Annotated in this window: 13 protein-coding genes and 1 pseudogene; 9 read left to right on the top strand and 5 right to left on the bottom strand. The window is 58.9% G+C overall.

From position 1 onward, the window contains the following. The first annotated feature begins 1,065 nt into the window (after positions 1 to 1,065). The 5 genes and pseudogenes from U6037_RS23755 (at position 1,066) to U6037_RS23740 (ending at position 4,097) form a co-directional block, all read left to right on the top strand. Positions 1,066 to 1,425 (top strand): DUF6124 family protein, encoded by a 360-nt coding sequence (locus U6037_RS23755; RefSeq protein WP_322844737.1) that lies wholly within the window; start codon positions 1,066 to 1,068, stop codon positions 1,423 to 1,425. Positions 1,426 to 1,699: 274 nt separating this feature from the next. Next, positions 1,700 to 2,005: a type 1 fimbrial protein gene (locus tag U6037_RS23750; RefSeq protein WP_322844736.1), complete on the top strand. Its 306-nt coding sequence runs from the start codon at positions 1,700 to 1,702 to the stop codon at positions 2,003 to 2,005. A gap of 111 nt (positions 2,006 to 2,116) precedes the next feature. Then, entirely contained in the window at positions 2,117 to 2,356 is a 240-nt protein-coding gene (locus U6037_RS23745; protein ID WP_322844735.1) for a hypothetical protein, read from the top strand. A gap of 151 nt (positions 2,357 to 2,507) precedes the next feature. Further along, positions 2,508 to 2,789, top strand: a pseudogene (locus tag U6037_RS29550) (PAS domain-containing protein); the annotation flags it as partial. A 207-nt stretch (positions 2,790 to 2,996) separates the two neighbouring features. Further along, complete coding sequence (locus U6037_RS23740; protein WP_416221729.1) at positions 2,997 to 4,097, top strand: methyl-accepting chemotaxis protein; 1,101 nt, start codon at positions 2,997 to 2,999, stop codon at positions 4,095 to 4,097. A gap of 111 nt (positions 4,098 to 4,208) precedes the next feature. On the opposite strand, the gene U6037_RS23735 is transcribed toward U6037_RS23740, so the two are convergent. From U6037_RS23735 to norR, 5 genes are all read right to left on the bottom strand, one after another. Then, positions 4,209 to 4,958: a YkgJ family cysteine cluster protein gene (locus tag U6037_RS23735; RefSeq protein WP_322844733.1), complete on the bottom strand. Its 750-nt coding sequence runs from the start codon at positions 4,956 to 4,958 to the stop codon at positions 4,209 to 4,211. Positions 4,959 to 5,041: 83 nt separating this feature from the next. Next, a complete protein-coding gene (locus tag U6037_RS23730) occupies positions 5,042 to 5,368 on the bottom strand; it encodes a hypothetical protein (RefSeq protein WP_322844732.1) in 327 nt (108 codons plus the stop codon). 156 nt (positions 5,369 to 5,524) lie between these two features. Then, positions 5,525 to 5,983, bottom strand: a complete 459-nt coding sequence (locus U6037_RS23725; RefSeq protein WP_322844731.1) for an N-acetyltransferase — start codon at positions 5,981 to 5,983, stop codon at positions 5,525 to 5,527. Between the two features lie 27 nt (positions 5,984 to 6,010). Next, on the bottom strand, positions 6,011 to 6,913 hold the full coding sequence (locus tag U6037_RS23720) for a chemotaxis protein CheV (RefSeq protein ID WP_007916955.1): 903 nt from the start codon (positions 6,911 to 6,913) through the stop codon (positions 6,011 to 6,013). Positions 6,914 to 7,241: 328 nt separating this feature from the next. Beyond that, positions 7,242 to 8,801: a nitric oxide reductase transcriptional regulator NorR gene (gene norR, locus U6037_RS23715; RefSeq protein WP_322844730.1), complete on the bottom strand. Its 1,560-nt coding sequence runs from the start codon at positions 8,799 to 8,801 to the stop codon at positions 7,242 to 7,244. Positions 8,802 to 8,964: 163 nt separating this feature from the next. On the opposite strand from norR, the gene hmpA reads away from it, so the two are divergent. The 4 genes from hmpA to cyoA all read left to right on the top strand — a co-directional run bounded on the left by hmpA (position 8,965) and on the right by cyoA (position 13,215). Then, complete coding sequence (gene hmpA / locus U6037_RS23710) at positions 8,965 to 10,146, top strand: NO-inducible flavohemoprotein (protein WP_322844729.1); 1,182 nt, start codon at positions 8,965 to 8,967, stop codon at positions 10,144 to 10,146. Between the two features lie 217 nt (positions 10,147 to 10,363). After that, positions 10,364 to 10,912, top strand: coding sequence for an ester cyclase (locus U6037_RS23705; protein ID WP_322844728.1), 549 nt, complete (start codon positions 10,364 to 10,366; stop codon positions 10,910 to 10,912). A 25-nt stretch (positions 10,913 to 10,937) separates the two neighbouring features. Continuing rightward, positions 10,938 to 11,447, top strand: coding sequence for a disulfide bond formation protein B (locus U6037_RS23700; protein ID WP_322844727.1), 510 nt, complete (start codon positions 10,938 to 10,940; stop codon positions 11,445 to 11,447). 826 nt (positions 11,448 to 12,273) lie between these two features. Next, the gene (gene cyoA, locus U6037_RS23695) at positions 12,274 to 13,215 is read left to right on the top strand and encodes a ubiquinol oxidase subunit II (protein WP_007916947.1); all 942 of its coding nucleotides are present in this window, start codon (positions 12,274 to 12,276) and stop codon (positions 13,213 to 13,215) included. Positions 13,216 to 13,218: the final 3 nt, after the last annotated feature.

Below are 13,218 nucleotides of genomic sequence, written 5' to 3'. Positions count from 1 at the left end.
GAGGTTTGGAGTTTGGGCAGGTTGGGTAGTTATAAACTTGTTTGGGGGTCAGGAGGGTGACGGCTAGCTGTCGGCGCTGTCAGTTTCACTGGGTACATATCCGTTGTTGCGGGTGTTGCTGATTACGGTTCCGCCCTTACGGCGGGTCACCTTTTCCAAACGCCGAAAAGGTAACCCAAAAGGCTTGCTCCTGCGTGCGGCCCGCTCGCTGGGGCTCGGGGTTCCTTCGCTGCGGGATCGATCCGGGCGCAGCGCCTACGGTTTGCTTCGCTGCACCTCCTCTCGCTGTGTTTGGCTGCGCCAAACGGTCGCTGCGCTCCCACGCCCGGATCAATCCCTCCACTCAGCCTTCCGACGTCGCCCGTGGATCAAGATCAAGATCAAGAGCAGGCGAGCTGACACTCGGCCTATTGAGTGGTGAAGAGCACGGCGCGTACGGCTTTGGTTTTTGTGGTGGATTTTCCCCTCACCCCAGCCCTCTCCCGGGGGAGAGGGGGCCGATTTGTGTGCTTTTCAGAATCTGAGTTCGGCTCGGTATTTCACGTCGGCGTAGCTCGCCCAAACACCTTGGTCAGTCCCCTCTCCCTCTGGGAGAGAGCTAGGGTGAGGGGCTTTTGATCTGTTTCAGAATCTGCGTTCAGCTCGGTATTTCACGTCGGCGTACTTCGCCCAAACACCACGGTTAGTCCCCTCTCCCTACGGGCGGTCCGACGTTTCGGGAGGGCTAGGGTGAGGGTTGGCTTTTGGCTGTTTAAATTTGTGTCAAATAACCAGAACCTTCCCACAAGGTTTTCAGGTTGTCCGTCGGGCGTGCGCTCTCTAGTCTTTGGTTGTCGCCGAAAACTCGGCGATCGGGTGTGAGAGCCCGTAGGAACTGTTAATCCAACACCAGTACCACCATAATTGCCGCCGGCTATTTGCTGCCCTGCAATTTTTATGGCGGCTGTGTGCGGGCGAACTTCGGTTCGGCCGGGCTTGTTCCTACCGGTTTCTCACTCCGCACATAGCTGCCACCACTCCGCCGCGTGAGAAACGGCATGTGTTGGCCTTGATTAGGAACATTCCATGACTAAGCCCGTACCCGATCCGCCCATCGAAACAACCCCACTCGAAGACGCCATCCGCGCCGACGACCAGCTCAAAACCCGCGAAGCCATCAAGCGCGCTCTCGATTTCTACCTCTGCCCCGAACCGGTTAAACCGCGTCAGCCCAGCACGATGTTCCTCATCCATCCGAACATCGACACCGAAAGCCTGCTCGCCCACGCCTGTGAATCGCTGGCTTCAGCCAATGTCATGGCCGGTGATCTGGCTGATCAGCTCAGTCGTCCGCAGCGCAGTACGGCGCTGGCGATCCAGCAGATCGTCATGCTTGCCGAGCTCGCGGTAAACCGGGCGCTGGACCGGGTTGATCCACAAACGTAATCCGTCTTAACACCGCGTCATCGTTCTTCGCGAGCAGGCTCGCTCCCACCGTTTGAAACGCAGTCCCCCTGTGGGAGCGAGCCTGCTCGCGAAGGCGTCTGATTGGGCACCCCATCTCTAACGGCCATTTTTGTTGAGCAGTCCCAAAAAGGGACCGATCAGTCCCAATCAGGGACTTATTTACCCACTACGCTTCTCAAGATCCGTCCCTGCACGCGGATAAATAATGTGTAGCCCAGACCTTCTCTGGGCCTCACTCCGGGAGTGTCTTGAAATGAAGCTGAAAACCGTACTGCCCTGCGTACTTCTCTTGCTTCCACTCACTACGTTTGCAGCGCCTGCCAGTCAATCCGGCGAGATCCGCTTCACCGGTCAAATCGTTGACTCGGGCTGTCAGGTCGGACCGGTCGGGGCGTTTGCGTCTCGTGAGTCTCGCCAGATCGAAATCAAGCCCGGTGTGAAAGTCGATGTCGACACCGATCGCAACGCTTGCAGTCATCAGTCGATGCCGATTTCCATGCGCTACGAAGCACTCAAGACCTCGACCGACAAAGGCATCGTCACCATCAGTTACCTGTAAACCGTTCGGCGTGCGCTGCAAATCTTCAGGTGCCCAACCTTGGCGCACAGGTATACTGCGCGCCTTCGCGGCTCACTGATCGGGCCCGACTTTTTGCTTTCCGGAGCTTTTATGACTTCCCCGACCCTGCCGCCGGTTGACGACGCTGTGAGCGATGTCTCGGCTGAACTGGCCGATACCAGCGATACCAAAGCCGATATCCCGGCGTTCAAATTTCCGTTCAAGCCGGGCGAACTGGCTTCTGCCAAAGGCTCGAATCAGCCGTGGTACAAGAACGGCGCCAAGAATGGCCACACCAAGACCCCGGGCATGGTGCCGCCGGGTACCCGTCGTTCGATGGGCAAGCGCTGAGTTTTAATCCCGCCTGCGGCCATCGCTGTGATTTTCAGTCACAGTGATGGCTAAGTGCTCAGACCCTGAGCCAGATCAACGTTTCACCATTTGGTGCGCTTAGAGTCAGCAGCCCTGCCGACTCTTTCCAATAAAACGAGCGCGCTATCCCATGAAGATCAATCTCCCGGTGACCGGTCGCAACGTCGATGTGGCGCTGGACGCGAACATTCTCTCGACCACCGATCTGACCAGCGCGATCACCTACGCCAACGACGATTTCATCAGGATCAGCGGTTATAGCCGCGACGAGTTGCTCGGTACGCCGCACAACTTGCTGCGTCATCCGGACATGCCGGCGCAGGCGTTTGCGCATATGTGGCAGACGCTCAAACGCGGACGGTCGTGGATGGGGCTGGTGAAGAATCGTTGCAAGAACGGTGATCATTACTGGGTCAGTGCCTATGTCACGCCGGTGACGCAGAACGGCGTGGCGGTGGAGTATCAGTCGGTGCGGACCCGGCCGGATGCACGGTTGGTCGCGGCGGCAGAGCGGGCCTATGCGCAATTGCGTGGTGAGCGAAGGCCACAACGGCCGGGGCCAAAAATCAGTGTGCGGGCGAAGATCACGGCGTTGACCAGTGCGTTGATTGGCGTTGCGTTGGCAGGCGAAGCCTGGTTGCGGCCGGAATCGGCTTGGCTGCATGGCGTGGCATTTGTCGTTGGCAGTGGCCTGTGCGCAGTGGCTCTGCGCTGGATTCTGCGACCGCTGGAGCAATTGAGCGAACGTGCGCGCACCGTGGCAGACAACCCCTTGAGCCAAGCCATCTACACCGGCCGGAGCGACGAATTCGGGCAGATCGAGTTTGCCTTGCAGATGCTTGAGGCGCAGGTCGGCGCGGTCGTCGGGCGCATCGGTGATGCCTCACAACAATTGGCCGGACATGCCGCGCAACTGGTCGATCATTTGCACAGCAGTCACACCAGTTCATTGGCGCAGCAGGCGGAAACCGATCAGGTCGCGGCGGCGATTCATCAGATGGCGGCCAGTGTTGCGCAGGTTGCCAGCCATGCCCAGCAGGCCTCGGTGGCGGCGGACATGGCCGGCACGGAAACCCGCGAAGGGCATTTGCTGGTGGGCGAAAGTCGCAGTGCGGTGTTGCGTCTGGCAGAAGAGTTGCACCGGGCGACTGAAGTAATCCATCAGCTTGAAGGCCACAGCAGCGAAATTTCCGGCGTGCTCGAGGTGATCCGCAGCATCGCCGAGCAGACCAATCTGCTGGCGCTCAATGCGGCGATTGAAGCCGCAAGAGCTGGCGATGCCGGGCGCGGTTTTGCAGTGGTCGCCGATGAGGTGCGCGGGCTGGCGCAACGTACGCAGCAATCGACCAACGAGATTCAGCGGATGATCAGCACCCTGCAAAACGGTGCACGCGATGCGGTGATGGTGATGCAACAGAGCAGCGAGCATGTCGATAACAGTGTCGAGCAGGCGCAACGCGCGGCGCGGGCGCTGAGCGGGATCAGTGAGCGGGTCGAGCAGATCACCGAGATGAGCCTGCAGATTGCGGCGGCGGTGGAGCAGCAGAGTGCGGTGAGCGAAGACATCAATCGCAATATCGTCAGCATCCGCACGGCGTGCGAGGTGACGGTGGATGAAGGGCGGCAGAGTCAGCGCAATTCCGAGGATGTGGCGGGGCTGGCGGGGGATTTAAGGTTGTTGGCGCGAGAGTTCTGGGGGCGGCGGCAGGTTCGGGATTGATACTGGGCTTGCTGGCCCTATCGCGAGCAGGCTCACTCCTACAAGGGAACGCATTTCAAATGTAGGAGTGAGCCTGCTCGCGATGAGGCCGGTTCGGTCGCTTAAAAAGGATCAGGCCGCCCGCAGCGAAATGAACGCATACGTCTGCGCCGGCTCAGTCACCACCTGCGCCCCGGCCGCCAACACTTGCCCGGCTACATCATCCCCGGACAAATGAAACACCCACTCACTCGGCGCAGTTGTCAGCGGTTGCGCGGTGACCTGATCAATCACCGCCGCAAACGCATCCATATTCGGCAAGTACGCAGTAAACCCGTCACCCTTGAGCGCCGTGGTGCGAATCCCGAGCATCGCGCAAATCGCGTCCTTGATGCCGATGTCATCCCGATCCGCCTGGCGCGAACGCTGAATCAACTCCACCAGTTCCCGATCCACCAACTCACCGCCGGCAATCAACACTGGCCCCTGCTCCCAAGACTCCGGCGGGCAATCCTTGGCGGCAGGGTTGAGCGGGATATGCGGGTTGATTTCCGCCGGATAAATGCGACACACCAGTGGCCGCCGCTCGTAGATCCGGCACAATTTGTCTTCGTCAAGATTCCGGCAGGGGCCGACGTTGTACGCGGCAAAGGTGATTGCCACATGGGCGTCTGTCGCGCCGCTGCGAACCACCGCTGAGCGACGTTCGGCATGTTCTCGCTGCTGCGCCGGCAAACCCAGGCCATTACCAAGAAAGGCCTCGACCAGCACGATCACCTGACCACCATCCGCCGCCCACATGCGGGCTTCGGCCAAGGTCAACGGGACATGGTGGTCGGTGCAGCATTTGCCGCAGCCTACGCAGGAAAACGTCGTATTCATTGAGCGATCTGTCTTCAATCAGGGCGTGAAACGGTGGCGGAAAACCACCGCACAGAACTGGATCGAAGCAAGTTATGCGCCATTCACTTGGTTTTAACGGGCGTGCGGATCGAATCCCACTCGGTGACGAAGGCGGTTTTCGACTGTTTGTTGTACAGACACAGTTCGGTGCCTTGCTGACCTTTCATGTGTTTTTGCGGGTATTGGCCTTGCAGCAACACGGCGGTGTAGCCGACGCGGTCGTCGAATTGTGCGGGTGTGCCGACCGGTTTGGCGTTTTTCAGGCCACTGGCCTTGCTGCAACTGGCGAGCACGGTTTTGTCGTAAGCGGCCCAGGCGTCGGGGCTGGAGGCGTGGGCCTGGGAGGCGAGGGCGGTGAGGCAGAGCAGGCTTAAGGTGATGGCTTTCATGGTGGGTGTCCTTGGTCTTGGGTGGCCAAGGTTGGAGTCTGCCTAAAGAGTTTTGTTGCCTGGAACACCGCTAAAAGATCGCAGCCTTCGGCAGCTCCTACATGGATATGCGGTTCCCTGTAGGAGCTGCCGAAGGCTGCGATCTTTTGACTTTGATCAGTCCGGCACCAGTTCCCGGCGGACTACGTACATCCCGGCACTTTCATACAATCGCTGCGCCCGCCGGTTGTCTTCCAGCACCTTCAGATCAACAAACCCTTCGCGGCGTTGCTGAAACACCTTGAATGCATTGAGCAACAACGCCCGGCCCAATCCGCGGCCCTGCATGCGCGGATGCACCACCAGATTCTTGATATATGAGCTGGTCCAGCATTGCGCCACGCCGACCACGCCTTCGGCATCACGCGCAATAAAGCAAAGGGTCGGATCGTATTCAGGATCGCTTTCGAACTGCTGCTGCCAGGCGTCCAGCGCCGGAACCCGGCCGCCGCCTTCGCGATAACCCAGTTGCATCAAATGATGCACGTCCGCCGCCAGTTCGACGGAGTACGTGCACAGTTCAATGCCTTGTGGCCAAGGCACATCCGGCGCCTCCTTACCGAGGTCGCGCCGCATCAAAAAACAATACGTATCGGCCAAGACTCAGTGACCGTGCGCCGCGACATGTTTGGCCGCTTCGATCAGGCAGTGGGTCAGTTCTGGCGAGGAGAACTTGGTCAACACGCCGTTCGCCCCGGCCAGGCGAGCTTTCTCGCTGTTCATCGCGCTGTCGAGCGAGGTGTGCAGCAGCACATACAGATGGGCGAAGTCCGGTGTTTCACGCAGGGTGCGGGTGAAGGCGTAGCCGTCCATCTCGGACATTTCGATGTCGGAGACGATCAGATTGATCTGCTGCGCCGTGCCTTGCAGGTCGAGCAGGCAGTCGATGGCTTCTTTGGCGCTGCGTGCGGTATGGCATTGCAGGCCGAGGTTGCGCAGGGTGTGCACCGATTGTTGCAGCGCCACCTGGCTGTCGTCGACCACCAGAATCCGCGCATTGCCGAGCACATCAGCGTCTTCCATGCTCAGGTCGGTCGGGGCCATTTCGATCTGCGCCGGGGCGATGCTGTGGATAACCTTTTCGATGTCGAGCACTTGCACCAGCGTGCCGTCCACCGAGGTCACGCCAGTGATGTAGGCGCGCGAGCCGCCGGAACCGAATGGCGGCGGTTTGATGTCGGTGGTCAGGCAGTGGACGATTTTGCTCACAGCCTGAACGTGCAGGCCCTGCTTCGAGCGGCTGACGTCGGTGACGATCAGGCAGCCGCCGTTCGGGTCTTCCAGCGGCCGCTCGCCGATGGCGCGGCTGAGATCAATGACCGACAGCGAAGCACCGCGCAAGGTGGCGATGCCTTTCACGTGCGGGTGCGACTCTGGCAGTTTGGTCAGCGGCGGGCAGGGGATGATTTCACTGACTTTCAGCAGGTTGATCGCCATCAACTTGCCGCTGCGCAAGGTAAACAGCAGAAGCGAAAGTGAGTCTGCGCGGGCTTTGGTGGAGGACATATGAACCTTCTGTGGAAAGGTGGTGGGCGAGGGTGCAAATCGCCAGAAACTATTGATGCCGGGTTATCGGCGTTAAAGGGGTGGGCTTTAGGTTAGTTGTCGGGTTGTGTTTCGATCAAAAGCCAAAGCCAAAGCCAAAGCCAAAGCCCCTCACCCCAACCCTCTCCCAGAGGGAGAGGGGGCCGATTGGGGGATATTGTAGTAATTCACCGACCTGAACCTGCTCTGCCGAATCCATAATCGACTCGATTTTTCAGGTCGGCGTATGGCGCAAGACACCTCGGTCAGTCCCCTCTCCCTCCGGGAGAGGGCTAGGGTGAGGGTGCTTTTAGCCTTTCATACCCAGACGTTTAGCCATGCGGCCCAAATTCGCCCGATCCAGCCCCAACTCCCGCGCCGCACTCGCCCAGTTATCCTGATTACGCTCCAGCGCCGCACTGATCAAACGCCGCTGATACTGCTCGGTCGCACTGCGCAGATCCCCGCTGACCAGCGGTATCTCGGCCACCACACCGGCAACAGCCTCAACCGAGTTATCCACAACCTCTCTCGGCAAATCCAGATCCGCCGCGCTCAAACTGAGGATCTTCGGCCGCACCTTGCAGTTGCCCAGCGCCTTCAACGCACTGCGTCCGATCAAGTGCTCCAGCTCGCGCACATTGCCCGGCCAGGTGTAGGCGAGCAGCGCTTCCTGGGCGTCGCTGTGCAGGCGCAGGCTGTTGAGGCCCATGCGCGAGCGATTCTGTTCAAGGAAGAAGCCGCTGAGCAACAACACGTCGCGGCCGCGATCACGCAGCGCCGGTACCCGCAACGGGTACACGCTGAGGCGATGGTAGAAGTCGGCACGATAGCGACCGCTGCGCACCTCTTCGGCCAGGTCGCGGTTGGTCGCGGCAATCAGGCGCACATCGACCTGATGCTCCTTGTCCGACCCCAGACGCTGCAGTTGTCCGCTCTGCAACACGCGCAACAACTTGGCCTGCACGGTCAGCGACAACTCACCGACTTCATCGAGAAACAGTGTGCCGCCATTGGCCAGTTCGAACTTGCCGCGACGGTCGCTGGTGGCGCCGGTGAAGGCGCCGCGCACGTGGCCGAACAGTTCGCTTTCTACCAGCGTGTCGGGCAACGCGGCGCAGTTGAGGCTGATGATCGGTTTGTCGGCGCGGGGAGAAGCGGCGTGAATGGCCTGGGCGACCAGCTCTTTGCCGACCCCGGTTTCGCCGGTGATCAACACGGTCAGATCGCTGCCGCCGACCAGATTGATTTCTTCTACGAGCTTCTTCAGCGCCTTGCTCTGGCCGATCATTTCGCGATTCTGCTGGCCGCTGGCCTGACGATAGACCTCGGCGCGCTGGTGTTCATCTTCTGCGCGATTGGCCAGGCGTTGAATGCGTTCGGCGGCGTTGACCGTGGCCGAGGCGAGGCTGGCGAAAGCTTGCAAGGCATCGAGTTCGATCGGCTCGAACCGCTCGGGATCGAGAGCATCGAGGGTGATCAGGCCCCAGAGCTTTTCATCGACGAATAGAGGACAGCCGAGGCAATCGTGGACTTCGAGGTGTTCGTCGAGGCCGTCGACTAAACCGTCGTAAGGATCGGGCAAGTCACTGTCGGCGGCGAACCGCGTGGGTCCGGCGCCGCTGAGGAGTATTTCGAAGCGTGGGTGCTCGCTGACCTTGAAGCGCCGGCCGAGGGTGTCAGTGCTCAAACCGTCCACCGCCAGCGGCACCAGCGCTTCGCCGTCGAGGCGCAGTAACGCCGCAGCATCGCAGGGCAGCAGGGCGCGCATGGCTTCGAGCAGGCGTCGGTAACGTTCGCCTTCGGGAAGTTCGCGGGACAGGTCAGAGACGAGGGGCAGCAGGGCAGTGAGCAGGGATTTGGCGGTCATGGTCTGTAGTCAAAGAGACAAGATGTAGTCGGGATGACTATAGCGGCCTTTGGGTCTTTATGACTATATTGTATTCAACATGTTGATTTATATAGATAAATAAGTTGGCACGGAACCTGATAACCCTAAGGTAACTTTTCAAGAAAGCTCAGGAGTCATTCTTATGCTTAGCGTCCAGGATCGTGCCATCGTCAAATCCACCGTGCCTCTGCTGGAAAGCGGCGGTGAAGCGCTGATCACTCACTTCTATCGCATGATGCTCTCTGAATACCCGGAAGTCCGGCCGCTGTTTAACCAGGCGCACCAGGCCAGCGGTGATCAGCCGCGCGCCTTGGCCAACGGCGTATTGATGTATGCGCGGCACATCGATCAGCTCGACCAGTTGGGCGATCTGGTGGCGAAGATCATCAACAAGCACGTCGCCCTGCAGATCCTCCCGGAGCACTACCCGATTGTCGGTGCCTGCCTGTTGCGTGCGATTTCTGAAGTGCTTGGCGAAGAGATCGCTACGCCCGAAGTAATGAGCGCCTGGGGTGCAGCGTACGGGCAACTGGCTGACATCCTGATCGGCGCCGAAACCGCCATCTACGACCAGAAAGAACAAGCTGTCGGCGGCTGGCGCGGGGCGCGGGAGTTCATCGTTGCGGCCAAGGTCGAGGAGAGCGCGGAAATCATTTCGTTCTACTTCGAACCGGCAGACAAAGGCCCGATTCTCGCAGCCGAGCCGGGGCAGTACATTGGCATGAAGCTGATCCTCGATGGTGAAGAAATCCGCCGCAACTACTCACTGTCGGCACTGGCGAACAACGGTCAGTACCGCATCAGCGTCAAACGCGAACCGGGTGGTCGTGCGTCCAACCACTTGCACGATCAACTGCACGTCGGCGCGAGCATTCAGCTGTTCCCGCCATCGGGTGAGTTCACCTTGACCGCGAGCGACAAGCCGTTAGTGCTGATCAGCGGCGGCGTCGGTATTACGCCAACTCTGGCGATGCTTGAAGCGGCGCTGGAAACCGAGCGGCCGGTGCACTTTATCCACTGCGCGCGCAATGGCAGTGTGCATGCCTTCCGTGACTGGATTGATGATTTGGCTGAGCGTCATCCGCAACTCAAGCGTTTTTACTGCTACGCCGAAGATGACGGTGTCAGCCCGGCAGCGGACAAGGTCGGGATGCTGGATCAGGCACTGCTTGGCGAATGGCTGCCGCAGCAGCGTGATGTCGATGCGTACTTCCTTGGGCCGAAGGGCTTCATGGGCGCGATCAAGCGGCATCTGAAGGCGCTGGGTGTGCCGGAGCAGCAGAGCCGTTATGAGTTCTTCGGGCCGGCTGCTGCGCTGGAATAATCCACAACCGAGTTGTCGTCATTCGCGAGCAGGCTCGCTCCCACAGGATTTGTGTCCGACGCCGATCCAATGTGGGAGCGAGCCTGCTCGCGAAGGCCGTTACGCGGTCTCGATTGTTAAATTCTGTTTAAAGGTTAATCGTTTCTTAACCGGTTTATCGTTTATTCCCCGATGCTGATGATAGGCGCTCGTTCGTTTACATGATCAGGATCGCCCCATGTCGCACTTCACCTTCGCCCGTCGTTTCAGTTTGGCTGCCATCGGTCTTTCGGCCGCGTTGCTGGCCAGCCCGTTTGTCTTTGCCGAATCTGCTCTGATAAAACCGCAGACCCTGATCGTCGATCAGAGCCTGCCCAAGGCGCAAGTTGAAGCCATGCAACTGGCCGCGCGGCGGTATGGCAGTTTCTGGAATTCCGGTGAGGAGGCGTTGGCCACGGCGGCGTTGTCGCCGCAGTTTGTCGACCAGACTCCACCTGAAGGTCGGGTGCAGGGGCCGACCGGGTCGTTGCTGGCGTCGAAGTTCTTGCCCGACTTGAGTTGCGACATCGAGCAAATGATCATCGCCGGGGATCGCGTGGTGGTGCATCTGCACTTTCGCGGGCACTTCAGCGGTACGTTCAAGGCTCTCAAAGGGCAGGGCCAGCGTGTAGACTTCCGGGCAACCGATATCTATCAGATTGATAACGGTCGCATCGCGGCCAATTGGCATATCGAAGACAACATCAGCTTGATGGCGCAACTGCAAGCGCAGCCGCCGGCCAGCTGAACCATGGACATATAAAGGAAACGCGATGAGCGAGGAAACGATTCGACTGGGACGTGAGCGGCGCTTTCTGGTGCTGCTGGGCATTATCTGCCTGGCACTGATCGGCGGTGCGCTGTACATGCAGATCGTACTTGGCGAGGCGCCGTGCCCGCTGTGCATTCTGCAGCGTTATGCGTTGCTGCTGATCGCGCTGTTTGCGTTCGTCGGCGCGGCCATGCGCAGCCGTCGCAGCATCACTGTGTTCGAGGTGCTGGTGGTGATTTGCGCGCTTGCCGGGGCGGCTGTGGCCGGGCATCACGTGTACACCCAGTTCTATCCGGCGGTGAGCTGTGGCATCGATGTGCTGCAGCCGATTGTCGATGATCTGCCGCTGGCGAAGATCTTCCCGCTGGGCTTCCAGGTCGACGGTTTCTGCTCGACGCCGTACCCGCCGATCCTCGGTCTGTCGTTGGCACAATGGGCACTGGTGGCGTTCGTGCTGGTGGTGATCCTGGTGCCGCTGCTGACCTCGCGTAACCGAAAAGCACTGCGCTGAATCAACTAATCGGCAGTCTGGCCGATACAGAAAACGCCTCGATTTGCGGATCAGCCAATCGGGGCGTTTTGCATTTTCAGAGTGTTTGTGAAAACACCGTGACGGACGGCAATGGAGGGTGTGGCAGGTGTGCGACATGTTGTCACACACGCCGTGTCGCAGGGCGCTTCGGTGACGCGGAATCGACCGTTGTTACAAAAAAGGATTGGTCTGTTTCGGGGTTTTTCGGCTTTAGCACGCGAGTGCCAGAGCAGGCAGTTTTAACAAGCGCCGGCATAGGGCCAAAAGCCTTGGGTTATCGGGCTTTGCGCTGTTCAGGTGTTCGGAAAAAGCCTTCAGAGCTGTCTGAACTGACGCGGGTACACCTACAATTTTTGGTGTTTTTGTTGAGAATCGATTTCGATAACATGCGGCACTTTTGCAAAAATGGTGATGGATTGTTGCTTGAACGGATAAAAATTATTTCGGGATAAGACATGGTGTATAGGGCGCTACCTATCTACAATCGCCCGCACTGAATTCCCGGCACTGTTCAGCCTTTATTAAGGAACTGATCAGAAAGTCGGGTGTCGAGCGAGTCGAAAGGCTTTCAAGACACCCAGGTGTCGGTGCCTTCCAACTTTCCGCACCAAATGGAATTGGTCTGTAACAAGGCCTTTGACCACGAATTCGAATAAGAACTGACCGCTGTCCCAGGTTTTGTCGAGCGTCTGACGCGCGACGGGCGGCCCTTATTCAATCCAAAGAAAATGCCAACCCTTGGCAGGGTGAAGTGTTGGCGATCAAAACCCAACTGCATTGCGCAAGCTGCTTTAGAGGTCGTGAGATGAGTAAAAACAGGTACCCCAGATTACTAGGCCTAGTGCCGCTGCTCGGCACGTTGTTGCTGGGAGGCTGCAACATGACCTTGCTCAATCCAACGGGCCAGGTTGGCCTGGAACAGCGAAACCTGATCATCACCGCGACCCTGCTGATGCTGTTGGTCGTCGTGCCGGTTATCGTCATGACCTTCCTGTTCGCCTGGAAGTACCGCGCGTCGAACAAGAACGCCGTCTACACCCCGAAATGGTCGCACTCGACCAAAATCGAAGTGGCAGTCTGGACCATCCCGGTCCTGATCATCATTGCCCTGGGTTACATCACCTACATTTCGACCCACGAACTGGACCCGTATCGTCCGATCCAGTCCGACGTCAAGCCTGTGACCATCGAAGTGGTCGCGCTGGACTGGAAGTGGCTGTTCATCTACCCGGAACAAGGCATTGCTACGGTCAACAAGATCGTGTTCCCGGCGCACACGCCAATCAACTTCAAGATCACCTCTGACGCTGTGATGAACTCGTTCTTCATCCCGGGTCTGGGCGGCCAGATCTATGCGATGGCGGGCATGCAGACCAAGCTGCACCTGATCGCTGACCGTAACGCTGAAATGGACGGTATCTCCGCCAACTACAGCGGCGCGGGTTTCACCGGCATGAAGTTCAAAGCTATCTCCACCACTCAGGAAGATTTCGACGCCTGGGTAAGTGAAGTCAAGAAGTCACCTAAACAGCTTGATCAAGCTGAATACGCGGCCCTTGCCAAACCGAGCCAGAACAACCCAGTCGAGCTCTACTCCTCGGTCACGCCGAACCAGTTCCAGATCATCGTCGACAAGTACGAAGGTATGAAGCCGGGCAAGCCGCTGAAGCACGAGAAGAAAGAGAAAGAAGTGGCGGCCACGGAAATTGACTCGAGTTCGCATTCAGCTGCCGGGGCAGAGGAGTAAACG

The organism is Pseudomonas sp. B33.4 (assembly GCF_034555375.1).
GTDB lineage: Bacteria > Pseudomonadota > Gammaproteobacteria > Pseudomonadales > Pseudomonadaceae > Aquipseudomonas.
Note: the sequence above shows the minus strand (reverse complement) of the source record. Positions and strands in the feature narration are given on the sequence as shown.